Below are 23,452 nucleotides of genomic sequence, written 5' to 3'. Positions count from 1 at the left end.
ATACCGTTATCGTATCGCACATCTCACAGCGTTTGCAAGTGCAGTTTTATTGAAGATGCACAGAAACCCGACAGCCCGCCATGTTCGCGCAAGCGGACCGCGCCCGCGCGGGTTCGAATCCAGACCCCGAAACCCCCCTCGCAAACGCGCCATTCCGCGGCGCCGCGGCAGCGGCCGGCTCCTACCCTTTCGGTCACGCGCTCGACAGAGCACGGCCTTCAGATCCCGAAGCCACCGAACGAGGACCGCGCCATGTACTCTGCATTGCCCGCTGCCCGCTGCGACGTCACCACCCAGGCTAGCCAGGCCGGCTCCGGCACCCACGACAGCGAACACCCGGAGACCATCGAGACCCGGCTCTGGCTCGAGGAGCACGACTGGCTGTTCACGGTGCTGCGCAGCGAGGGCAACGTGTCGCCGACCTTCCGCTTCCCGGACCTCATCAGCGCCTGCGTGTCGCTGGTCTTCCTGCACGATGACGCGCCAGCGCGGATCTTCGACTTCCTGGGCACGCAGCTTGTGCTGCGCCCGCCGCTGACGCCCAGGCGACGCGAGTCGATGTGGCGCCCGCAGTACGAGCTGCTGCTGGCCGTGCAGCGCTCGCCGGCCAACCGCCACCCCAACCCCAAGTTCCAGCTCGACCAGCTGACCACGGCCTGCGTGGCACTGTGCCACGCGCATGAGCGCGATGGATCGCTGGTGCTGCGCCAGGCCAGGCTGAACATGGCCCGACGAGCCGCCAATGGTCGACAGTGCCTCCCGAGGTAGAGCAGTCAGTCACGCTCGACCTCCACTGAACCGCCGGCGGCGCCCGCTGCCCACCCTGACCGCTCCGCCGGTCCTCACCCGTCGCTCGACGCTCCAGGCCCGGTCGCCATGGCCGGACGAACTGGCGTCGTCCTTTCCCCCAGACGCCGTGGGTTAGATCATGCGAGTTCCACCGTCATCCCAATTGCAACGATCGCCGGCCATGCCGGTGCCAGGTGCTTGGCTGGCCGTTGTGCTCATCGCCGGTTGGATGCCGTCTCAGGCTCAGACCTGCTGGGACCAGGCTGCACAACGCCATGGCGTGGCGCCGCAGCTGCTCGTGGCGATCGCACGTGTGGAGTCCAGCCTTGACCCGGGCGCCGTGAACCGCTCGCACCAGCGACGCACCGGCTCCTACGACATCGGGCTCATGCAGATCAACAGCTCGCACCTGCCGACGCTGGCGCGGCACGGCATCGGCGAGGCGCAACTGCATGACCCGTGCACGAACATCCACGTCGGTGCGTGGTTGCTGGCCGATGTCTTCGCACGGCACGGCGCCTCGTGGAATGCCGTGGGTGCCTACAACGCTGCATGCACACGGCTCAAGGGTCCGGCGTGCAGCGCTGCGCGCGCCAGCTATGCCTGGAAGGTCTATCGCGGCCTGGAGCGACTGCCGTCCGCGTCGGCGGCGACGCAGATGTCGGCAGGGCGTCCCGTCGAACCGCCGCGTCGGCACCTCAGCGGCGCCACTGCATGGGGGGCACTGCGATGAGCCAGAACCTGATTCACCCCATGTACGCCATCCTGCTCACGGCCGTGGCCGTTGGCACAGCGTCCTGCTTCGGTGGCCGTGTGAACAACCTTGATCGGCACCCGTCGGATCCCGGCGTCGCCCAGACCGAACGATCCAGCGTACGAGCTGCCCAGCCGACGGTGGTTGCCCAGATCGACTTTGGTCGAGCCGCCCACTTCGCCACCTGCCTGCCACCGGATTGCCCCAGGTTCACCGCCAAGACGCTGGCCACGGAGCGTGCGCCCACAGCGGTCCCGATCCGGAGCGACGACCTCGCACCCGGAACCGCACATGCCGGGCCGGCGGGCGCAGTGGACTCGTACGTCCTGACGATCACGACGGTCCCGCCCGCCGAGCCAACAAGCCACACGCCGCGAACGCCAGAGAACCCCGAGGCACAGCCAACGAATCACACGGCCGTCCACTTCGCGTTCGGGAGCGCGGCACTGACCGCCAAGGCCCGCGACACGCTGGACACCATTGCCGCTGGCGACGACGTCCATAGGGTCACGCTCCGCGGCAGGACGGACGTTGCCGGGCCTCGGGCAGCAAACGATGCGCTCGCACGTCAGCGGGCAGCCGCCGTCGCAGCGTACCTGCACACGAGGTACCCACACCTGGCTGCCGCGGCCTGGCATGTCGACGCCCAGGGGGCCTGCTGTTACGCGGCGGCCAATGACACCGCCGAGGGCCGCGCACGCAATCGGCGTGTGGAGATCGCGGTCGAACGCCGCGCGGCCGACCCATAGAAGCAGCCATGCCGTTTACGCGCTTGCTCGCACCGACCAGTCGGCGCAGACCACATGTGGCGCACGGCGATCCCGTCGACCCAGCGAACTGCCAGCCACTACCTGACGTCGGCGCTCGTTCTCACTCATCGCCTACACGGAAGGACGACTCCCATGACCAACATGCACACCCTCGCTCACGCTGCCAATCCTGAAGACAAGAGCTCGTGGCCCACGCGCACAGCTGCCGGCCATGACAGGCGCACCGCCGGGCCGTGCAGGGTGCAGCAGCTCCACGTCGCCACGCTGGTCCTGTGGCTCGTGCTGGGACTTGGCGTCGCCTTCCCCGGCCACGCCCTGGACCTGGTGAACTTCGCCGACATCGACGGTCCGCTGGCCTCGGCACTGACGCAGATCGCGGCGCTGGGCCCGGGCATCAAGGCCCTGGTGGGCTTCGTCGGCTTCGTAGTGGCGCTGATCTCGCTGGCCGCACTGCGCAACTTCGGCCCGGTACTGTTCTACGTCGGCCTGGCCATCTTCGCGGCCGTCGGCCTGGTGATCGCCGGCGCGATCATGGGTGCGGTGATCTGACGCACGCGCCGCCGACACGCTGGAGACCGGCATGCACGCCGACACCTACATCCCGCGCCGGCTCGACGATCCCTGGAAGATCGGCTTCTGGGACATCGACGTGGCTGCGCCCGTGCTCTTCGGTCTGTTCATGGGCTACATGTCAGGCTCGAAGCTGGCGTTCGCCGTGTGTGCCTTGGCGGGTGCGTTCACGGCGCGGGCCATCGTTCGCATCAAGGCCGACAAGCACCCCGCCTTCGCGATGCACTGGCTGTACTGGCACCTGCCGACCAGTCCGTTGACGGTGATGCGCGCTACGCCACCGTCGCACTTGCGGCGCATGGTCGGCTGAGCCGGAGTCAGCACCATGAACTTCGAGCGCCTGAACGGCGACATCAAGGCCATGCGCCGGCGCAATCGCGGCCTGGCCGTCATGGTAGGCCTGCTCGCCATGGGCAATGTGCTGGCCATCGCGGTGATCCTGAACCTGCTGGGCTCCGTGCGCACGATCGTCGTGCCGCCGTCGATCAACAAGTCGTTCTGGGTGACCCGCGACATGGCCAGCAGCGAGTACCTCGAGCAGATGGGCAGCTTCATCGCCTGGCTGGTGCTGGACGTGACGCCAGCGTCCATCGACTGGAAGAAGGACATCCTGCTCGGGTACGTGGAGCCTGACCAGCACGGAGAACTGAAGTCCCGGCAGGAACTGGAGGCCGCGCGCCTGAAGCGCATCAACGCCAGCACCTCGTTCATGCCGCGGCAGCTGGTCGCCCACGAAGACACGCAGACCGTGGTCCTCCGCGGGCGGCTGCGCACCCTGGTCAACGGCACGGAGACCACCAATGACGCCAAGGCCTACGAGGTGGGATTCGCCTACAGCGGTGGCCGCATGCATCTGAAGACGTTCAAGGAGGTCGACCATGCCGCACCCTGATCGCCACGCCGGACCACGGCCTTTGCCGTGCCGTCCGCAACAGGCACGTCCGTCCGCCGGACCGACGTGCCACCGCGTCACTTTGGCGTCGCTCGTGGCGCTGATCACCTGTGCAGATCCCGCACGCGCACTCCAGGTGCTGGACGCCCGTGACGGTGTCGCCATCGAGGCGGTCATGTCGATCAGGGAGGCGACCCGCATCCGGATCGATGGCGCGCCCATCACCGACGTGTTCGGCAACGTCTACTCGAGCAGTTGCGGCCCGACGCCAACGTCGTCAGGCGTGGATGCGGGCACGACACCCATGCCCGCGGCGCCGGAGTTCAACCCGTCAGGCGAGGTCGTGATCGAGTGCGACCGCGACAAGGGGGAGATCTACATCAGGCCGGTGGGCGACGCGCCCAAGCCGGTCAACCTGTTCGTCTCGTCGGCACAGGCCACCTACACGCTGGTGCTGCGCAAGGCCGACACCCCCGCCGACACCATCGTGATCCGGGACAGAAGCCTGCGAGCCGTCTCACCCTCCAGTGGCGCCGATACGCACCGATTGCGTGGCGCGGCGCCTGACCACATCCGTGCGCTCAAAGCCATGCTCGTCGCGATGGCGGCCGACCGCTTGCCCACGGACATCCGGGTCGAGGACATCAGCCGGCAGGTTCAGCTGTGGGAGGGTGTGACGTTCGCGCAGATCGGCCGCTACGACGGGCGCGGACTGGTCGGCGAGCGCTACCTGCTGCAGAACGTCGGCCAGGACACGTTGGTGCTTGCCGAGCAGGAGTTCGACCGCGTGGATGGTGCGCTCGAGGGCCAAGTACTGGCCGTGGCCGTGGAGCACCACAACCTGCGGCCCGGAGACATGACGAACGTCTTCGTGATCCGCCGGGCAGGCCCGCGATGAAGGTGCCCATGTCTGCCCCGCTGTCCGGATGGCGCCAGGCCATGTCGCCACTCCTCCAGCGGCTCACGCCCAGGCAGCAGCAGTATGCGTTGCTTGTGGCCATTCTGGCCGCCGGCATCGGCGTGCTCTGGATCGTGTTCGCGAGCGCCGATCAGGAGGCGTCGGGTGTGTCCGCGCCGGGCAAGCCTTCGGGGACGGTAACCCGGCTCGGCGTCATGTCACCCGGACAGCAGGTCGACCCCCTCGACCACTGGCTCGGCACCGCGGGAAACAAGCTGGCGCAGTACGAACAGGAACGCGACGCACGAAGGCGGCACGACCAGGACAGACAAGCCTTCGAGGCCCGGACCCTGCAGCGCTTCAACGAGCTGGAGCGGCGCCTGACCGCCGCGGCACAGGTCAACGCGGCGGCTGCGCCGGACGCGGCCAGCGCACCGGTTGTCAAGACCACGGACGCGCAGGTGCCGGACGGGTTTCCGCCGGCATCGGCCCTCCCGGTGGCACCGCGACCGCAGGGGACGCCTCCCGGAAACCTTGCGGTGCCGCCCCTGCCGACCCTCGATCCCCGCTCGGGAGGGTCCGGATCCTGGCCGGCGGCGGCTCCTCCAAGGATCACGCGGGTACGGGTACACGAACCCGAACAACGAAGCTCGTCAACCGGCGTGCCGTCCGGGACACCGTCGGAGGTCATGGGCCGGCCTTCCCGCACCGTCTCGACCTGGCTGCCGGTGAGCTTCACGCGCGGCACGCTGCTCGGCGGGCTGGATGCACCCACCGGCGGGCAGGCGCAGTCCAACCCCCACCCGGTGCTGATCCGCCTGTCCGACAACGCGGTGCTGCCCAACCGCTTCCGTGGCGAGTACCGCGAGTGCTTCGTCATCGCGGCTGGCTACGGCGACATCAGCTCCGAACGGGCCTACCTCCGCACCGAGAACCTCTCGTGTGTCCGCGCCGACGGCGCGACCCTGGAAGTGAAGATCCAGGGCAGCGTCTACGGCGAGGACGGCAAGGTCGGCATGCGCGGGCGGCTGGTCACCAAGCAGGGCCAGATGCTGGCCAACGCCCTGCTGGCTGGCGTGGTCAGCGGCATCGGCCAGGGCCTGGCCACCTCGTCCACCAACGTCAGCACCTCGCCGCTGGGAACGATCACCAGCGCCTCGGGCGCCGACGCCTACCGGGCCGGGCTCGGCACCGGCGTCGGCCGCGCCCTCGACCGGCTCGCCCAGTACTACATCAAGCTGGCCGAGAACACCTTCCCTGTGATCGAGGTCGACGCCGGCCGCGAGATCGACGTCGTCATCACCAAGGGCGTCCGCATCGACGTGCCGATGAGCGCCACTGCCGCCGCGCCCCTTGCAGTCCGCCCGAGCAACCCGGAGGTCCCCGACGATGCCAACGACTGACAAGCCCTCGCCAGGCTTCGCCTTTACCTCCCCCGCCCTGTGTGCTCCCAGCCGGCATCTCCGGCCCGCGGCCTGGTTCATGGCCGGTCTGGTGGCCCTTGCCGCAGGCCACGCCGGCGCCGCTGCCGCAGATGAGGCGCGGCTGCTGGCCGCGCTGCGCAAGGCGCATCCCGGCACGCAGTTCACGCAGGTGCAGCGCTCGCCCGTGGCCGGCCTGTACGAGGTCTGGATGAACAGCAACGTGGCCTACGTGTCGCCGCGCAATCCGCGCTATTTCATCTTCGGCCGGGTCTTCGACACCCAGACCATGCAGGACCTCACCGGCCCCAGACTGGCTCGCGCGTCCACCATCGCTGCGCAGGCCGGCCAGGCGCCCGGCGCGGGCGTTCCTTCAGCGCTGGCCGAGAGGATGCCGGCTACCGACGCGCCCATTGCGTTCGACCAGCTGCCGCTGGCGGACGCGATCAAGACCGTGCGCGGCAGCGGCGGCAACGAGCACCGTCGCATCGCCGTCTTCAGCGACCCGGGTTGCTCGTTCTGCCGCCGGCTCGAGCCCGAGCTGGCGGGCCTGGACGACGTGACGATCTACACCTTCCTCGTGCCCTTCCAGGGCCGCGCGCGCCCGGTCTCGATCTGGTGCGCGGCGGACCGCGAGAAGGCCTGGCACCAGTTCATGCTGCAGGGCGACACCTCGCTGCTCAGGCCGGCGGGCGACCCGGCAGCCCTGCGGGCCCCGGAGTGCGACAACCCGCTCGACCGCAACCTCGCGCTCGCGCAACGCCTCGCCGTCCAGGGCACGCCCACCCTGGTCTGGGCGGATGGCACTCGCACCGACGGCTACGTCGACCGGGCCGTGCTGCTCGCGCGCCTCCAGCAGGTGTCGAAGGTGGCGGGGGGCAAGCCATGAAGCAGTCCGCCGTCGTGTTCCCCGCAGCTCCGACATCGCGTGCTGCCCCAGCCACCGGACTGGCCGCGGCGTCGGTGCTGCTGGCCTGGATGCTGAGCGGCTGCATGAGCATGAGCGGTCTCAGCGGCAGCTCCAGCTATGCCTGCAAGGCCCCGGACGGCGTGACCTGCGACTCCGTCTCCGGCACCTACGCCAATGCCGTGCAGAACAACCTGCCGAGTCAGCGGCGAACGGCCGGTGCCAGCCCAGGCACGCCGCAAGCTCCGCGCGCGACGGAGGGCATCGCAGGCGCAGCCGCAGCGGGCGCTGCAGGCGCGGCAGCCTCCCGCATCGCCGTCTCACCAACGGCGCCCTCGCCCACGGCCATGCCGCTCCGGTCGTCGGCCCGCATCCTGCGGCTCTGGTTCAAGCCCTGGGAAGACGCCGACCGCGACCTCCACGACCAGGGCTACGTCTACGTCCGGGTCGACGACGGCCAGTGGCTCGTCGAGCACGCGCAGCGGCAGATCCGCGATGCCTACGCGCCCCTGCGGCCTCCGCCGCCCACATCCGGACGTCCTGCAGGCGGCGCCACCGAGGCGCGCGACCCCAGGACATCGAACCAGTCGGGTCGGGCAGATCAACCGAGTGGTTCGCTGTCGCTGCCCGGCCTGACACCTCCGGCGGGCCGGCCGCAGATGCCCGTCGATCCTCGTGGCAACGAACCCAACGACTGACCTGACACCTCTTCCGGCCATCCCTGCGAGGCACGCGCCATGCCCACTCCGTTCACCCCGACCGCTTCGACCCGATCCGCCGCCTCTCCTGGCGGCAGCCGCCCCGGCCACGGCAGCCTGGGCTGGCTCGGCCTGGGCTCGCCTCCGGACACGCCGGCCGAGCAGTTCGCGTCCTGGCTGCCGTACTCGGCCTACCTCGCCGACGAGAAGCTCTTCGTCAACCGCGACAGCCTGGGCTTCATGCTCGAGCTGATGCCGCAGTCGGGTGCCGATGACCGCATGGCCGAGGTGCTGATCTCGCTGTACTCGACCTGCCCGCCGGCCACCGGGATCCAGTTCCACCTCTTTGCCTCGCCGCACATCCGCGAGCAGCTGCGCCGCTATGCCAACCTGCGCGTCGAGGATGCCGACCAGGCCGACAAGGCCAAGCACTGGGGTCGCCCGGCGCGCAACGACAACCTGTTCCACCGCCTTGCTCGGCAGCGTGTGGGGCACCTGCTGCACGGCGCGCAGCAGTCGCTGACCACCGGCTTCCACTACACGATCCGCGACTTCCGGCTGATGATGAGCGTGTCGGTGCCCGGCGGCGTGGAACAGGCCGGCGACCTGACCCGGCGCGACGAACTGGTCGCGCTGCGCGAGTCCATGGCGTCCACGCTGCGCTCGGCGTCGCTGCCCAGCCGTGTCTGCGACGCCGCAGACCTGATCAACTGGTGTGCGCTGTTCACCAACCCGAACCGGGTTTCCCAGACCGACGCCCCCAACCTCCACTACGACGACGGCCGCGAGATCCGCGACCAGATCGTCGACTTCGACACCATCCAGGACCCGCACCCGGCCGGCCTGACCCTCTGGAAGGAAGGTCACGAGGGATCGCTGGAAGCACGCTTCTACTCGATCAAGTCCTTCCCCGAGCGCTTTGCGCTGTGGCAGATGGGCTCGCTGATCGGCGACCTGATGCAGCCGGCGCTGCAGTACAGCGCGCCCTTCCTGCTGACCATGGGCGTGCACGTGCTCGACCCCAACGTCATGAAGTCCGTGGTCACCGCCAACCACGTGCGCGCGACCCAGAACGCCCGCAGCAAGATGGCCGAGGTGATGCCCGACGTGGGCAAGAAGCTGCAGGACTGGACGGCAGCGGCCCACGCCATCGACGTGGGCAGCAGCCTGGTGAGCCTGTACCACCAGCTGGCGATCTTCTCGCCGCCCGAGAAGGCCGTTTCCGCCCAGGAGACAGCCAACGCGATCTGGCGCGGACGGGGCTTCCAGCTCAATGCCGATGTCTACATGCACCGTCAGGCGCTGCTGGCCAGCCTGCCGATGACGCTGTCGGAGGCCTTCCACAAGGACCTGGCCAAGATGCGCCGCGTCTCGCGCAAGACGATGGCCAATGCCATCCACCTGGCACCGCTGATCGCCGAGTGGCGCGGCACGCGCACGCCGGCCCTGGTCTTCGGTGGCCGGCGCGGCCAGCTGATGACGCTGGACATCTTCGACAACGACCTGGGCAACTACAACTTCGCGATCATCGGCGCGCCCGGGTCCGGCAAGTCGGTGCTGATGAACGAGATGGCCTGGTCCTACCGGGCCATCGACGCCAAGGTGTGGATGCTCGACCTCGGCCGGTCGTTCGAGAAGCTGTGCCGCAAGGCCAAGGGCACGTACATCGAGTTCCGGCCCGACGTCGACATCTGCCTCAACCCCTTCACGCACATCGTCGACATCAACGAGGACATCGACATGCTGGTGCCGGCCATCTCCAAGATGGCCTCGATGTCCCGGCCGCTGGACGAGGTCCAGTACAAGGCCATCTCGGCGATGGTGATCAAGCTGTTCCGCGAGCACGGCAACGCGCTCACGGTGACCGCGCTGCGCGACGCCTTCAAGGCCGGCACCATCGAGGAGCTGGGCGTGCGCGAGGACCCCCGCATCCGCGACCTGGCCGTGATGCTGAACCCCTACGCGCGCGGCGGCCAGTACGAGCGCTTCTTCGAGGGGCGCAACAACATCGACTTCTGCAACGACTTCGTCGTCATCGAGAACGAGGAGCTGAAGCGCCGGCCCGACCTGCATGCGGTCGTCAACATCCTGCTGCTGCACCAGATCACCGGCGAGATGTACCTGACGCGCAACCGGCGCAAGGTGCTCTTCATCGACGAGCTCAAGCAGCAGCTGGGCGACATCGGCGCCGACGACCCCGTGAAGGCTGCCGTGGTCGAGGAAGCCGCCCGTCGCGCCCGCAAGTACGGCGGATCGCTCGGCACGGCCACGCAGAGTGCCGACGACTACTACGGCTCCGCCCAGATGGAGGCGGCCTTCAACTGCTCGGACTGGGTGTTCCTGCTGCGGCAGAAGCCCGAGTCGATCGAGATGCTCGACCGCAAGGGGCGGCTGTCGATGGACGAGCCCAAGAAGCGGCTGCTCAACTCGCTGCGCACGGAGCCCGGCGTGTTCTCGGAGGTCTACATCTCCTCGCCGGTGGGGGAAGGCGTGGCGCGCAACATCCTCGACCCGGTGACCCACCTGCTGTTCTCCAACAAGCTGGAGGACAACGCCCCGATCGACGAGCTGCGGGCGCAGGGCCTGAGCATCGACGACGCGATCACCGAGCTGCTGCGGCGGCGCGGTCACGCGGTGTGACCCAGGCGAGGCCCCCATGGACGTCTACGCCAGCGCCAGTGCGGGCCCGAACCCCCAGCAGCCCCTTGCCGGGCCCGTGGGCGTGGCGCCCATCCTCCTCCACGCGTCATTCGCGCTGCTGATCGTGCTGGGCACGCTGGCCGCCTACGACCGCGTGGTGGTGCGCCCGGCCCAGCGGGTCGGCGTGGTCGATGTCGGCGAGGTGTACCGGCAGAAGGAGGCCGAGTTCACCCAGCTCCTGACCCGCGCCACCACCGACGCCGACCGCGAGAAGGCGTTTGCGCTGGCCCGGAGCTTCTCGCAGCGGCTGCCGGCGGCGCTGGAGGAACTGCCCCGCGACTGCGCCTGCCTGGTGGTGCTTAAGAGCGCCGTGGCCGGCCGGACACCGCGGACCGTCGATCTGACGGCACTGCTGCAGCAGAAGCTGGGCCATCCCCAGACACCCCACAGGAACGACTCCGAGGAGGCCCGATGAACCGCAGCCTTCGCGCCCAGGCCATCGACTTTGCGGCGCACATGCGGCGGCGCTGGTACCTCTACCTGCCCGTGTTCGCGATCTGGGCCTTCGCCTACACGCGGCTCTTCATCGACCCGACGCCGCGGGTGCCGGTCCTCTTCAACTGGACGGGCAGCCTGCCGTACCGGGTGGCCTGGCTGCAGCACGGCGAGCATCCGCTGCAGCGCGGCGAGTTCGTCATCTTCTCGTTTGCGGGCGAAGCGCGAACCGCCTACCCCGGACTGGACGGTCAACCGTTCTTCAAGGTCGTGCGCGGCCTGCCGGGCGACGTGGTGACGGTGTCCGGCCGCACGGTGTCGGTCAACGGTGTCGTCGTCGGCACGGCCAAGGCCCAGGCCTTCGACCGGCGCCCGCTGGAGCCGATCGCGCCGACGGTGATCCCGCCAGGCCACTACTACGTGCAGGGCACGGGTCCGGACTCGTTCGACTCGCGCTACCGCAGCAGCGGGCTCGTGCGGGCCGAGCAGGTGCTGGGCACCGTGGTGCCGCTGTTCTGAGGGGCTGCCATGGATCCGCATTCGATGCTGCGTTGGCCGGCTTCCCGTCACGTCGCCCAGTCGATCACCCAGGCATCGCTGGCGTCCCTTGTCGCCATGACCGCGCTCGCCGCTGCCTTGCCGGCGCCGGCGCAGACACCGTCCCAGCCGGCTGTCACGGGCGACGTGCCGATGGCCGACTACCTTGCGCTGCTCCAGCAGATTTCCCCTGCGGCACACCAAGGGGCACAGGCCTATCTCCAGGCGCACGAGCGCCGGTGCCGCCGGAGTCTTTCGAGCCGCGAGTTGCGACAGGCGATGGCGGAAGGCGACGGCGATCCGCTGCTGATGGCGATGATCCGGGCCAGCCACCTCCAGGACGGGCCGGGCCTGACCCGGCTGGGCGAGCAGGTCTCATGCACCCGGAAGGCGGCAAGGTGAAGTTCGAGCTGCCACTGCCTCAGGCAGATTGCACCAGCCCGGCGGCGCGCGTCATTCAGTGCCTGCTGGCGGTCGCCGCAACGATCCTGAGCACGGCCGCCCACGCCGTGGACCTGGGGACCATCGGCCCGACCTATGGGATTGCCGAGCCCCACCTGCTGGAGTTCATCCAGCAGCGCCTGCGCGACAAGGAACGCACGGGTGAACTGCAGCGTCTGATCGACGAGGCGCGCAACCGTGGTGTGGCCGCAGTGCGCCAGCCCGCTCCGGTCGAGGGCGTACGAAGCACCGAGACTGCACGGTCCTGGACCATCGATCCCACCTTCACGCTCGACCGCAACATCGTCGATGCGCAGGGCAGGCTGCTGTTCCCGGCCGGGATGCGCAAGAACCCGCTGGAGGTGGTGTCGCTGTCCAAGCGGCTGCTGTTCTTCGATGCCCGTGACGGACGACAGGTCGCTCGGGCCCGCGAGCTGATCGCGCGCTACGACGGCAAGGTCAAGCCCATCCTGACCGGTGGCTCGTACCTGGACCTGATGAAGGCCTGGCGCGTGCCGGTGTACTACGACCAGCAGGGAACGCTGACGCGCCGCTTCGGCATCAGGCAGGTGCCCGCCGTGGTGTCGCAGGAAGGCATGCGCCTGCGCGTCGACGAGGTGCTCGTGCAATGACCAACCTGCCCTCCCTGATCCGCTGGCTTGCCGCACAGAGGATGCCCGCGCTTCGCCGATGGGCCGGCCAGGTGCTTGCCCGCGCGGTGCTGCTCGCCGCCCTGCCCTGGGTGGCGCCTGCGCAGGCCGCCGACAGCCTGACCTGCACCGGCCGCTTCCCCAACCCGATCACCGAGATCTGCTGGAGCTGCATCCTGCCGATCAGCATCGGCAGCGCCACCATCGCCAACTTCGATGGGCAGGAGGACATCCCCAACCCGTCGAACCCGGTCTGCAGCTGCGGCGTGAACCCCACCATCGGCCTGTCGATCGGGTTCTGGGAGCCGGCCCGGCACGTGGAGGCCGTGCGCAAGCCATTCTGCCTGGCGTCGCTGGGCGGCATCGACCTCGACCCCGGTGTCCCGGCGCCGGCGGCGGCACGGTTCACGCGCCCCGAAGGTGATGGCGACGGCGGCAGCTTCTACCAGGCGCACTTCTACGTGAACCCGGTGCTGTACTGGCTGGAGGTAGTGACCGACTTCCCGTGCCTGGAGCGGGGCTCGTTCGACCTGGCCTACCTGACCGAGGTGGACCCGCTGTGGAACGACGACGAGCTGACCCTCATCCTCAACCCCGAGGCCGTGCTGTTCGCCAACCCGGTGGCGGTGGCGGCCTGCGCGGCCGATTGCGTGGCCGCGACCGCGGGCTTCGGCATCGCCGAGATGTTCTGGTGCGCCGGCTGCCAGGGCGGCATCTACCCCTTCGATGGCCACGTGCCGTACCACATGGGCGGCGTGCGAACGGCTGCCCTCATCGCGCAGCGGCTGACTGCCAAGATGCACCGCGAACTGCTGGCCTGGGGCTGGCATGGCCGGCCGGGCCTGTGCGGGCCCTACTTCCTGCCAGCCATGGACAAGACCGCCTACAAGACCCAGCTGACCTACCCAGTGGCCAACACCGCCAAGGACGGCGGGCGCTGCTGCCAGCCCTTCGGCCGCAGCACCATCGTCTGGGGCGCCGGCAAGGAGTACCCGGTGCGCGGCGAGGACTTCGCGTTCATGCTGTTTCGGAAGAGGAACTGCTGTGTGGGCTACTGACGCGGCATCGCCCATCGGACGGACGCTCGGCGCGGGAATCGCTGCGCTCGTTCTTGCCGGCAGCGTGCTGGGTGCCCCGGCGACGCCACCCACGGTGACCGACGCCGACATCCAGCGCGCACGCCAGCAGCATCGGATGCCGACCGATGCTGAGCTGGCGCGGGTGCAGACTCCCGCCGCACCTCGGATCGAGAACCTGCCGCAACCGGTGACCCGCATGCCCATCGACCTCGAGGCCATCTCCAAGGGCTTCGACCTGCAGAACGGTACGCAGGCGGCGGCGTTGGGCCCGGGCAAGGCAGGGCCGAAGGTGCTGATCTTCGTGAGCTTCGCGATGCCGGAGCCGACGCTCCAGCGCTTGGTCGACCAGGCAGCGCGTGCGGGCGCGACGCTCGTACTGCGGGGGTTGGTCAACGGATCGATCAGAGACACGGTGACCCGCATGCAGGCGCTGATCGGCAGCCGCCGCGTTGCCGTCCAGATCGATCCGGAAGCGTTCGATCGCTACGCAATCACACGGACGCCGACTTTCGTCCTGGTCATGGACGGTGCCGGGGCCGAGGCCTGTGCATCCCGCGTGTGTGGCTCGTCGCAGCAGTCTGTGAAGGTCGCTGGAGATGTGACCCTGGACTATGCGATGCAGTACCTGAGTCGGAGCTCGCAGGGTTCAGCTCGGCCGAGGCGGTAGACGCTGCTCGCCCATCGGCTCGCGTCCAAAGTCAGCAACGCCACTGACAGCGGAAGTTAGGGCTGGGCGGAGCAGGACCTGCATACGACCCTTTGCTGTCCTTCGGCTTGCGTCGGTGGGCAACAGCAGCAGTTAAGGGTTGTGCGACACCTGCCCACGCGCTGAAGGTCGAGTTGCCCCGCTGCCGCCGGGCAGGTGTTGCATAAGCCTCTAGGGAGGAAACCGCGGCGGACGCCACGGGGGGTCGTCAGGTGCAGCGGCTATGGCGATTCGGCCGCGATTCCGCAGTGACGGAGTTGCCACGACACGGCAGCATTGCGTTGGCAACGGTCGCTGGCGACTCGACGCGTGTCGCCGAGGCGCGGCGCGGCGTCGTTTGGTGGCCTGACAAGGCCGTCCTTATGCGGCAGGCGATGCGATCCACCGGACGCCCGAGTCGACGCCGCGATGGTGGCCGGTGACCAAGCGCGGTCATCATGTGGGCGGTGCCCGGATGGAGCAGTCGCGCGACAGGACCTGCAGCACCACCATGGCGTGGCCGCAGTGCGCACAGACGAAGGTCGGCGCCGACGCGGCCGACGGTTCGTCGGCGGACTCGTTGGGTTCTGGCGGCGCCACCTGCAGCAGCTCGCGCGCCAGCGCCAGGTTGTCCCTGCGGCTGCCGTTGGCCAGCAGGCCGTAGTGCCGGATCCGATGGAAGCCGGCCGGCAGGACATGAAGCAGGAAGCGGCGCATGAACTCGTCGGGCTTCAGCGTCATCGCCTTGTGGCGAGTTCTGCCCCGGCCGCTCTTGTTCGCGCGGTAGTCCTTCCAGCGGAAGGTGACGCCGCGCTCGTCCATCGCGAGCAGCCGGCTGTTGGAGATCGCCACGCGGTGCGTGTAGCGCGACAGGTAGGCCAGCACGGCCTGCGGCCCAGCGAACGGCCGCTTGGCGTAGACAACCCACTCGCAGCGGCGCAGTGGCGCCAGCCAAGCCTTGAACGCCGCAGCGTCGGCCAGCGATGCATGCTGGCCGAAGAAGCTGAGCTTGCCGCTGTCGTGCAGCCGCTTCAGCTCCTCGAGGAAGCGCCGCCGGAACAAGCGCGACAGGACCCGCACTGGCAGGAAGAACCCCGGCCGGCAAGCCACCCAGGTCGTCCCACCGGATCCCAGCCCACCGCCGGGCACGATGCCGTGCACATGCGGGTGGTGCGTCATGGCCGAACCCCAGGTGTGCAGGACCAGCGTGGCGCCGATGCGCGCGCCCAGGTGCTTGGGGTCGGCAGCGATCGTCTGCAGCACCTCGGCGGCCACGTCGAACAGCAGCCCGTACACCGCAGTCTTGTTCTGGCAGGCGATGTCCGCCACCGGCGCCGGCAGCGTGAACACGACGTGGTAATACTCGACCGGCAGCAGATCGGCCTGGCGCGCGTCGAGCCAGCGCTGAGCCGCGCTGCTCTGGCACTTCGGGCAGTGCCGGTTGCGGCAGGAGTTGTACGAGATCTGCTCGGTGCCGCAGCCACCGCAGCGCAAGACATGCCCGCCCAGCGCCGCGCTGCGGCACTGGGTGATGGCCGACATGACCTTCAGCTGCGCGAGGCTCAGGTGGCCGCGCTGGGCCTCACGCCAACCGGGGCCGTGGATGCGGAAGATGTCGGCGACCTCCAGGGCAGGCCGCCCCACGGGCGCCGCCTACGGCGAGGGCAGGACCTCCAACGGACTGACCACCTCGCGCAGGACTTCGGTGGCCACATGGGCGTAGACGGTAGTGGTCTCGAGCTTCTTGTGGCCGAGCATGACCTGGATCACGCGGATGTCGACCTTCTGTTCCAGCAGGTGCGTCGCGAAGGCGTGCCGCAGCGAGTGCATCGTCACGCGCTTGTCGATGTGGGCGGCCTCGGCGGCAGCGTGGACCGCGCGGTTGAGCTGCCGTGGCGTCAGCGACTCGACCGGGTTCAGGCCCGGGAACAGCCAGCCGCCGGGCAGCATCTTGCCCTGGGCATGGGCGACGCGCCACCAGGTGCGAAGCCGCTGCAGCAGCAGCGGTGAGAGCATGGCGTAGCGATCCTTGCGTCCCTTGGCCTGCTCGATGCGCAGCGTCATGCGCTGGCTGTCGACGTCGCCGACCTTGAGCGCGACGACCTCGCTGACCCGCAGGCCCGCACCGTAGGCCAACGCCAGGGCGGTCTGGTGCTTGAGGTTCTCCGTCGCGGCGATCAACCTGGCAACTTCCTCGCGGCTGAGCACCACGGGCAACCGCTGCGGCAGCCGCACCGACTTCATCCCGACCATCAGGTTGGGCTGGCGCACCGTGACGTCGAAGAAGAACTTCAGAGCGGTCAGCGTGGCGTTGAGCGTGAAGGGCGAGGTGCTGTTGTCGACGAGGTGCAGTTGGAAGGCGCGCAAGTCCTCCACCGTGGCGGTGTCGGGCGCGCGCTTGAGGAACGCTGCGAGCCGGCAGACGGCACGCACATACGCCTGCTGTGTCTTGGGATCGAGCTTGCGCATGCGCATGTCGTCGAGCATGCGTTGCCGCAGCGGGGTGACCGTCGGATGGTTCGTGTCCATGGTTGCTGCTCCGTCGATGAACGAGGCGGATTGCCTCGATCGTCAACATCGCGCAAACCTGCGGCGCTGCGAACCACCTCGACCTCTCCCGGAGCGCCTACCGCGCGAGCGGTTTAGTCCTCAGACTGAATGCAGACCCTTCGATTTGCCTTTGAGTGTTCGCTGGCGCCGCAAGCGGCCACTGAGTAGCTATCACCGTCGAGGGGCAGACCGCCGCTTGGCAGCGGCGGCGGAGGTCTTCACCCCGATCACCGTTAGGACCACGCCCTCCGAAAGCCGGACGCTTTGAGACTCGACTTCCGCGGTTCGGAGAGCCTGACTCGACACCCACCGACTCGCTGGTTCGACGGCAGGTCGTGACATCCGCTCCCCGTCGTCGAACACCATACCGAATGCCGCAGTCTCATGACTCAGCTCGCTCGGAATGTAGGCGTCCTCTGGCATGGCATCGTTCCGTACGGACCATGAAAGGCCGTGCTGCTTGTGGCACAAGACACACGCAGCCACCGCCGAGCGCTTCACGAGCTTGATTGCCGATGCCGTCAGGCTCGCGCGGAAGTCCTGTCCCAGCTGCTTCGCTGTCTCCAAGCTGGTCTTGCGGCCCTGGATCCAAGGGTCCACGAGGTAGTTGGGAAGGAGCAGTTGGCTGGCGTACGCGTTTGCCTCCGCTTCCGCTGACTTCGCCTTGACGTTCTGAGGGCTGATGTCCTCTTGGGCGCACTGGAAGCCGCCCGTATGTCGGTCCCGCATCCAGTGGGCCAGCTCATGCCCGACTGAGAAGCGCTGACGCTCCGGTCGGCTGCCCGAGTTCACCGTGATGGCGGCTCTCTTGCCGATCGCGACCAATCGAGCCTCGCAGCCACAAAGTGGCGCGTAGCGGACCGGCGCGCCTTGGTCGTCCGCTATCGCGTCAAGGTCGATGTGCTCGGGCCTTGTGACGCCGTAGCGCCAAAGGAGACGCTCGGGTTCGCTGAGCCGTTCGACATCAATCGCGCTCATCTGGCTTCAGGGCGCCAAGTCGGACAAGGTCGTCGTACAGGCTCTCCCAGTCGCTCTGCGATTGCTGCCTGCCATCTCTGAAAGCTACTCGAAGCTCCGGCTCTCGAGCAAAGACTTCCCGAATGGCTTCCTTGATGCGTTCAAGAGAAGGGCGCTTCGACGCTGGCCGTTGAGTGGACTCGAGGGTTCTGTCCTTCACGAGCTGCTCGCGAAGCACGCTGGCGGCCGCCTCGCGCATGGAAGAACGAATCTTCTCAGCTAGCTCGTTGAAGTCGAGACCTTCCTCTTCAGCCTGTTCGCGAAGGTCAGCCTCGCTCGCTAGCAAGACGTCCTCTAGGGCGAGCCGCCGGAGCGCGGCCAATTCATTGGCGTGCTTGCGCTTGATCATCGCTTGCCCCCATCGGCGAATAACTGCTCCAGGCCGCGCCGGTACGCCCGATGAGCACTGTCGTACTCCGTCTGCGTCATGTCGAACATCTCGCGAGTTTCAGCGGCGCTGAGATCGGCGAGCTTGCCCTCAATCAGGTTGGTGACCGCCGGCTTGTCCGCAAAGTGAGCCTTGATTCTGGCAATGTTCGCCTCAGCCTCGTTCTCGCGCCGACCTCGCTCTTCGACCTCGATTAGCGCGTCTTCGACGGAGGGGACGTGCCTGTCCAGTTCGCCAAGCACATCGTCTGCCGACTGGCCTTCCAGGGCAAGCGATTCAATCGCAACGCGATTGCGCTGGTACCAGGAGTCGCGTGAGTCGCTCGCGAGACCCTCCATTGACTTAATCAGGTAGGCCTCGAAGGGCACGTCCAGCGGCCAAGGGCGCCCTGGTTGGCCGGCGGCCGCTTGCATGCAGCGCTTCACAGCCTCGTCGAGCAGTTCTGAGGGGTCCTGGTACTCAGACCCGCCCATGAGCACGCGCGCTGCGCGGTGCACCTTGTGGGCCGGCGAGAGCCCAAGTTGCTCAATCGCCGCCTGAACGTCAGACGACGTCGCGTACTTTCTGTCGGTGTTCTCGTTGTCCAGCACTTTGAAGTCCTCTTCATGCGCTGCCCCCTGATCCTCCCATGTATGCGGGGCTGCCGACGAAACCGGACAAGAGTCGCGTTGTCCGTATTTGGCCGGCACACCTCATACAACGGTAGGGCTCCCCCCTTCTCCCCTAGCCGGGACTGACTGGTACGAGCCCAACCCAGTGAAAACCCTAGACACGTACTGTATATTCGTCCAGCAAGTATGACAAAAGTACCTGCGCCTGCCTTGAACGATGCTGAGCTCGCGGCAGCGATTGGCACGTCTGTGGCGCGATCTGGCAAGTCGGAGGTGCTGATTGCCACTCGTCAGGGTAGCTCCGAAGTGTGGGCACGTCCGGCGAAGGCTTCAGAACCGTGGCAGCAGGTCGGCTCCGGCGACTTCGGCCAGCGGTGCGTCGACGAGGTGGTCGCCAAGCGCGGGTTGACGGTCTTGCTGGCGCCTGTCACGAGCTCACCGCGAAGCATCACACCGGAAACAGCCGCTCTCGCAGCCAAGTCGGTCAAGCAACCGGCGCTTCAGGCCTGGCTGAAGGCGTCGCTCGCGGCGTGCGGTCTCATTGAGGCGCGCAAGGGCAGCGGCCGGGCAGGAGCCATCACTTCCCCAACCAGGGAAAAGGTGCTGTATCGCGCCGCCTGGCGCTGCCAGATGGACGGCTGTGCCGAAGATCTGCGCACCCACCTCGGCGCAACGACGACATGCAACTTCAGCTACTTGGCGCACATCGTCGCCGCATCGCCAGATGGGCCTCGCGGTGACCCTGCTCGGTCGGCAGAGCTGGCGGACGACCCCGACAACATCCTGCTGCTCTGCGACAAGTGTCATCGGACGATTGACCGCGTCGATGCCGATAGGTACTCGGTCGAGTACCTCAATGCAATGCGTGAACGCAGTGTGGCGGCGGTTCGGCGGCTGCTGGACACGCTGGCCTACCCGCGGGCGCGCGCCATCAGCCTGATCGCTAGCATCACGGGGCAGGTTCACCCGCCGCTGACCCAAGCAGAGATGGGCGAAGCCCTTTGGTCTCAGGGCATTCGGGCGGACGAGAAGTCGCCCCAGGCGCTGGTGTCCATCCCGCGTCAGCTGCCAGACCCTCACGATGCTGCGTATTGGTCTGTGGTCATGCGAGGGCTGCGGGATTCGACGGTCGCTCTGCGCGGCGTGTTGGAGGGGTCAAGCAGCGACGAACAGGCGCCGGAGCGCCTGGCGCTGTTTCCGCTCTCCAGCACCTCGGTCTTGGTTCTCGCCGGCCGCGTCATTGGCGACAAGGCCAATGTGACGGTGTTCCAGCCCTTCAGGAATGCGTCAAAGAATCGGTGGCTCTGGCCAGTGGGTTCGAGTGCCAACCAGTTCCAGTTGTCCACCGCCGGCGTCGGCGAGCGCGGGGGAGAGGCATGCCTGCGGGTCAGCCTTACCTTCGACATCGCCGACGACCGTGTGCCGATCTCCGGCGCGCCCACGATGCACATACGGGCAGAGCGCCAGGGCATCGACGCCATCGCGCGGCCGGAAGACCTGTTCGCCTTCGGCCTGTGCGTGGACGAAGCCTTGAAGGTCCTGCAGGACCAGTGGAAGGTTGGAACGGTGCATCTGTTTGTTGGTGCGCCTGCAAGTGCCTGCTTAAGGCTGGGGCAGAAGCTGCAAGCACGGCATCACGCGACCGTTGTCGTCTACGAGACGGTCCAGGGCTCAAAGGGTTTCGAAGAAACCATCCGCATCACTCGTCGGGAGGCGCGTCACGAGCCCACCGGTGAGTCCTTTGACCTCAATCCGTGACACCAAGAGGGAATTCATGAGTACACAAAACAAGCTCTCCAAGCGTGTCATCGCAGCCCTGGCTGCGCGTCGTGACGAGGCTCAATGGGAGAAGCTCATCGTTGGGCTGCTGCACAAGCTGGAACTGCCGCGCGAGAAGCGGCTCAAGGCAATCGAGAAGTACGAGAAGCTGGGGCGCCACATCGCCCGAAAGCTCGGCGTTGGCGAGGCCGATGTTCACATGCTCGTCCAAGGCTCGATGGCGACGCAGACGACGGTGGCGGGCTACGGGCCGCAGAAGTTCGACCTGGATGTCATCGTCAAGCTCAGCTCACCGCGCTTCACCAACTTGCGCGAGTCGGAGCAGTTCTTCGCCGATTTCGGTAAGGCGTTGGAGGGGGCGGACCCCGATGCAGGTGAGCCCGACGAGAAGAACCGCTGCTGGCGCCTGCAGTATCCGGGTTTCGCGTTCTACTTCGACGTCACACCCGCGATTCCGTTGAGTCTCGGCATCACGGGTACGGACCTCCGGGTGCGCGACAAGGTGCACGTCTGGTCGCCTTCAAACCCGCAAGACCTGATTGCCTGGTTCTGCGCCATCGCCGACAAGCGCTTCGAGTTCCAGAAGATGGTTCTCTTGAAGGCTGCGATGGACCACGCGCAGATCGACCCGGTGCCGGACACGCCGGTGGCTATCGACGACATCTTGCGCCGCATCGTGCAGCTCCTCAAAGTGCACCGCGACAGCTACTTCCGCGGCATGCCTAAGGAGATTCGAGACGCCATGCCGATTTCGGTCATCCTGGTGACCCTGGCGGCAAAGGCTTACGACTATCTCGTGACCCACGAGAAGCGCTCGTTCAGCTCGGCCATCGAGGTCGCGCTGGAGGTGGCGGACCGTCTGCCGGAGTTCATCGAGCGCGGCAAGGGCTACGCGGAAGTGCCCAATCCGAAGCTGCCGTTCGAGAATTTCGCGGACAAGTGGCGGACAGACGGCGGCCTGCGCGAGCGGCAGTTCAAGGCATGGCACGCGAGGCTCATAGCTGACCTCGATGCCCTGTTCAGCGACGAAGTCAGCCGTGCCGACGAAACTAAGATCCGCAATATCTTCGGACAGGCGGGTGTCGATGCGTGGAAGGCGTCGCAGCCGAGGCCTGAAGGCGTGTTCGGCGGACTGCTGCTCAACCCGTCCGCGGGAAACCCCACGCGCCCGGCGTCTACCGGCTCGCGCAACACCGCCGGCTGACAGACCGAGTACATGGACCGCGACGCCCCGTTTTCGAGCGCTGCAAGGGCAGTAGATACCTGGCTCCGTTCGGAGCCAGGTCTTGTGCTGCGCGCGGCTCGCGAACTGGACTGGTGGGAGCTGCGCGCGGTGCACGAGCTGCTGCCGACGGGCCAGGCGAAGCTGGTGCTGCCGCCGGGTTTCCCTGGTGAGCCGCCAGAGGTGTTTGTCAGCAAAGACCGATGCCTTGTAGTGCCCCACATCGAGTCGAACGGCCGGGTGTGCACCGGTGTTGCTTCACAGCCCGACGACTACGCTGATCCGATTGGCGCGGTGCGCCGCGCGCTGCAGGCACTCGCGGAACTGCTCGACAAGAGCCTCGACCCGGCATGGCGTGAGCATGAGTTCGCGCGGGAGGCGCGCTCCTATTGGGATGCGTACTGCCTGCAGCGCCGCCAGGCACCTGATGCGCGCCCCGTTCCGGTCATGATGGATGCGGACCTGAGTGGCCTGGCGAACGTGGCCGACGGGGCGCTGGGTGTCTTTACGTTGGGCAAGCTGGGCACTCGCAACGCGGCGGCCGTCTTCGCCACCGCCGGCGCGCAGGACCCCAAGTCGCTGGCCGTGCGGCACGGGCGAGCGGCGGGAACCCACGTCGCCGGCCACGCGCTCTTCATCCGGCTGCCCAGCACCTTTGCATGGACGCCGCAGACTTGGCCGACGTCTCTCCTGCAGCTTGGGCAACTGGTGTCGCAGGTGACGGCAGGGGAGGTTCAGCTGCCGGCCTGGCTGGCCAAGCACAAGGACCGCAAGCCTCGTCCCTACTCCGTGATCTTCGTGCACGGGGAGATCGCGTATGGCTATCTGTTGACTCCTGCGGTCGTGCCAGGTCTGGCGCCCGCCGGTATCTTCCCGGTTGGCGTGAGGCGCCTTGATGCCGACTGGGCACTTGCTCGTGGCCAAGGCCTGGACATCCTGCATCTGCGCCGCAAGGCCCGAGTGCTCCTTCTGGGGGCAGGTTCGCTCGGAGCACCCGTCGCCGAGCACCTCGTGCGCTCGGGCGTCGGCGACCTCACGGCCGTCGACCACGAGACTATGGAGTCTGAAAACACGGGTAGGCATACGCTAGGGCACACCAGCGTCGGCAGGTACAAGGTGCTTGACCTGCAAGCGCGCTTGCTGCGAGAGGTGCCTGGTGTCTCCGTGAAAGCTGAGCCGATGCGCGCAGCCAAGTACGTCCAGACCCATGTGCAGCCCGGCGCCTTCGACCTGGTGGTTGACTGCACCGCTGAGTCGGCGGTCCGAACCCTGCTGTCTGCGCAACGCCATGGCCGTCTTGCTGGAACGCCCGTGGTGATGACCTGGGTCGAGCCCTTCTGTGCCGCGGCCCATGTGGTTGCACTCGGCACTGCCGATGTGTGGCCAATATCAGATCCCGCCGACCAAGCAGTCAATGTGGCCGAGTGGCCAGATGACCCTCGAGTTCGGCTGCCGATGTGTGGCGCAGGCTTCCACCAATATGGAAGCGCCGACATCGGGCAAGCTGCAGGCTTCGTGGCCCAACGAGTCCTTGTCGCCGCCGATGCAAAACTGACCCACTGCGCCGAAGTAAATCTGACCCACCTGGGCGAAGCTGACGGCCTTTTGGCCGTCGATGTTGACCCAGGAGCAAGCAGTGGAGATACGAGTGATGGCCCG

The 23,452-nt window shown here is 67.5% G+C and carries 25 protein-coding genes; 20 read left to right on the top strand and 5 right to left on the bottom strand.

What is annotated here, in order from left to right; genetic code table 11:
• Window positions 1-252 precede the first annotated feature (252 nt).
• From ENE75_RS23450 to trbC, 17 genes are all read left to right on the top strand, one after another.
• Entirely contained in the window at window positions 253-768 is a 516-nt protein-coding gene (locus ENE75_RS23450) for a hypothetical protein (RefSeq protein ID WP_128201278.1), read from the top strand.
• A gap of 301 nt (window positions 769-1,069) precedes the next feature.
• Window positions 1,070-1,522, top strand: a complete 453-nt coding sequence (locus tag ENE75_RS23445; protein WP_233259242.1) for a lytic transglycosylase domain-containing protein — start codon at window positions 1,070-1,072, stop codon at window positions 1,520-1,522.
• On the top strand, window positions 1,519-2,292 hold the full coding sequence (locus tag ENE75_RS23440; protein WP_158289072.1) for an OmpA family protein: 774 nt from the start codon (window positions 1,519-1,521) through the stop codon (window positions 2,290-2,292). The genes ENE75_RS23445 and ENE75_RS23440 overlap by 4 nt, the downstream gene beginning before the upstream one ends.
• 153 nt (window positions 2,293-2,445) lie before the next feature.
• On the top strand, window positions 2,446-2,862 hold the full coding sequence (locus ENE75_RS25530) for a hypothetical protein (protein ID WP_233259241.1): 417 nt from the start codon (window positions 2,446-2,448) through the stop codon (window positions 2,860-2,862).
• Between the two features lie 31 nt (window positions 2,863-2,893).
• Window positions 2,894-3,193 carry a type IV conjugative transfer system protein TraL gene (traL, locus tag ENE75_RS23430; protein ID WP_128201274.1) on the top strand — a complete coding sequence of 100 codons (300 nt, stop codon included), beginning with the start codon at window positions 2,894-2,896 and terminating at the stop codon, window positions 3,191-3,193.
• 15 nt (window positions 3,194-3,208) lie between these two features.
• Window positions 3,209-3,775 carry a type IV conjugative transfer system protein TraE gene (gene traE, locus ENE75_RS23425; RefSeq protein ID WP_128201272.1) on the top strand — a complete coding sequence of 189 codons (567 nt, stop codon included), beginning with the start codon at window positions 3,209-3,211 and terminating at the stop codon, window positions 3,773-3,775.
• Window positions 3,776-3,869: 94 nt separating this feature from the next.
• Window positions 3,870-4,673: a type-F conjugative transfer system secretin TraK gene (locus tag ENE75_RS23420; RefSeq protein ID WP_199232402.1), complete on the top strand. Its 804-nt coding sequence runs from the start codon at window positions 3,870-3,872 to the stop codon at window positions 4,671-4,673.
• Between the two features lie 8 nt (window positions 4,674-4,681).
• On the top strand, window positions 4,682-6,076 hold the full coding sequence (locus tag ENE75_RS23415) for a TraB/TrbI/VirB10 family type IV secretion system protein (protein WP_128201268.1): 1,395 nt from the start codon (window positions 4,682-4,684) through the stop codon (window positions 6,074-6,076).
• 91 nt (window positions 6,077-6,167) lie between these two features.
• Window positions 6,168-6,983, top strand: a complete 816-nt coding sequence (locus ENE75_RS23410; protein ID WP_233259240.1) for a DsbC family protein — start codon at window positions 6,168-6,170, stop codon at window positions 6,981-6,983.
• The gene (gene traV / locus ENE75_RS23405; protein WP_128201264.1) at window positions 6,980-7,699 is read left to right on the top strand and encodes a type IV conjugative transfer system lipoprotein TraV; all 720 of its coding nucleotides are present in this window, start codon (window positions 6,980-6,982) and stop codon (window positions 7,697-7,699) included. The genes ENE75_RS23410 and traV overlap by 4 nt, the downstream gene beginning before the upstream one ends.
• 39 nt (window positions 7,700-7,738) lie before the next feature.
• Window positions 7,739-10,339, top strand: coding sequence for a type IV secretion system protein TraC (gene traC, locus ENE75_RS23400; RefSeq protein WP_128201262.1), 2,601 nt, complete (start codon window positions 7,739-7,741; stop codon window positions 10,337-10,339).
• 16 nt (window positions 10,340-10,355) lie between these two features.
• Window positions 10,356-10,814 (top strand): hypothetical protein, encoded by a 459-nt coding sequence (locus tag ENE75_RS23395; protein ID WP_233259239.1) that lies wholly within the window; start codon window positions 10,356-10,358, stop codon window positions 10,812-10,814.
• On the top strand, window positions 10,811-11,353 hold the full coding sequence (gene traF, locus ENE75_RS23390) for a conjugative transfer signal peptidase TraF (protein ID WP_128201261.1): 543 nt from the start codon (window positions 10,811-10,813) through the stop codon (window positions 11,351-11,353). The genes ENE75_RS23395 and traF overlap by 4 nt, the downstream gene beginning before the upstream one ends.
• Window positions 11,354-11,362: 9 nt before the next feature.
• Entirely contained in the window at window positions 11,363-11,773 is a 411-nt protein-coding gene (locus tag ENE75_RS23385; RefSeq protein WP_233259238.1) for a hypothetical protein, read from the top strand.
• A complete protein-coding gene (gene traW / locus ENE75_RS23380; protein WP_128201259.1) occupies window positions 11,749-12,444 on the top strand; it encodes a type-F conjugative transfer system protein TraW in 696 nt (231 codons plus the stop codon). Before ENE75_RS23385 ends, traW begins: the two co-directional genes overlap by 25 nt.
• A gap of 41 nt (window positions 12,445-12,485) precedes the next feature.
• Entirely contained in the window at window positions 12,486-13,520 is a 1,035-nt protein-coding gene (locus ENE75_RS23375; RefSeq protein WP_128201329.1) for a TraU family protein, read from the top strand.
• Window positions 13,507-14,208, top strand: coding sequence for a type-F conjugative transfer system pilin assembly protein TrbC (gene trbC / locus ENE75_RS23370; RefSeq protein WP_128201257.1), 702 nt, complete (start codon window positions 13,507-13,509; stop codon window positions 14,206-14,208). Before ENE75_RS23375 ends, trbC begins: the two co-directional genes overlap by 14 nt.
• A 474-nt stretch (window positions 14,209-14,682) precedes the next feature.
• Here the strand turns inward: trbC and ENE75_RS23365 are convergent, their stop codons facing one another.
• The 5 genes from ENE75_RS23365 to ENE75_RS23345 all read right to left on the bottom strand — a co-directional run bounded on the left by ENE75_RS23365 (window position 14,683) and on the right by ENE75_RS23345 (window position 18,771).
• Window positions 14,683-15,870 (bottom strand): IS91 family transposase, encoded by a 1,188-nt coding sequence (locus ENE75_RS23365; RefSeq protein ID WP_128201255.1) that lies wholly within the window; start codon window positions 15,868-15,870, stop codon window positions 14,683-14,685.
• Between the two features lie 9 nt (window positions 15,871-15,879).
• Entirely contained in the window at window positions 15,880-16,755 is an 876-nt protein-coding gene (locus tag ENE75_RS23360) for a tyrosine-type recombinase/integrase (RefSeq protein ID WP_128201253.1), read from the bottom strand.
• A 192-nt stretch (window positions 16,756-16,947) separates the two neighbouring features.
• Window positions 16,948-17,754 (bottom strand): ImmA/IrrE family metallo-endopeptidase, encoded by an 807-nt coding sequence (locus tag ENE75_RS23355; protein ID WP_128201252.1) that lies wholly within the window; start codon window positions 17,752-17,754, stop codon window positions 16,948-16,950.
• Window positions 17,741-18,142, bottom strand: coding sequence for a hypothetical protein (locus tag ENE75_RS23350; protein WP_128201250.1), 402 nt, complete (start codon window positions 18,140-18,142; stop codon window positions 17,741-17,743). Before ENE75_RS23350 ends, ENE75_RS23355 begins: the two co-directional genes overlap by 14 nt.
• Window positions 18,139-18,771 carry a hypothetical protein gene (locus tag ENE75_RS23345; protein ID WP_128201248.1) on the bottom strand — a complete coding sequence of 211 codons (633 nt, stop codon included), beginning with the start codon at window positions 18,769-18,771 and terminating at the stop codon, window positions 18,139-18,141. The genes ENE75_RS23350 and ENE75_RS23345 overlap by 4 nt, the downstream gene beginning before the upstream one ends.
• A 231-nt stretch (window positions 18,772-19,002) precedes the next feature.
• On the opposite strand from ENE75_RS23345, the gene ENE75_RS23340 reads away from it, so the two are divergent.
• The 3 genes from ENE75_RS23340 to ENE75_RS23330 all read left to right on the top strand — a co-directional run.
• A complete protein-coding gene (locus ENE75_RS23340) occupies window positions 19,003-20,550 on the top strand; it encodes an HNH endonuclease (protein ID WP_158289071.1) in 1,548 nt (515 codons plus the stop codon).
• On the top strand, window positions 20,525-21,775 hold the full coding sequence (locus ENE75_RS23335; RefSeq protein WP_233259237.1) for a nucleotidyltransferase domain-containing protein: 1,251 nt from the start codon (window positions 20,525-20,527) through the stop codon (window positions 21,773-21,775). Before ENE75_RS23340 ends, ENE75_RS23335 begins: the two co-directional genes overlap by 26 nt.
• 12 nt (window positions 21,776-21,787) lie before the next feature.
• On the top strand, window positions 21,788-23,452 hold a 1,665-nt coding region (locus tag ENE75_RS23330), incomplete at its 3' end, for a HesA/MoeB/ThiF family protein (RefSeq protein WP_158289070.1).

The sequence above is a fragment of the Rubrivivax albus genome (genome assembly GCF_004016515.1).
Lineage (GTDB): Bacteria > Pseudomonadota > Gammaproteobacteria > Burkholderiales > Burkholderiaceae_C > Rubrivivax > Rubrivivax albus.
This window is presented reverse-complemented; position numbering and strand designations above follow the sequence as displayed.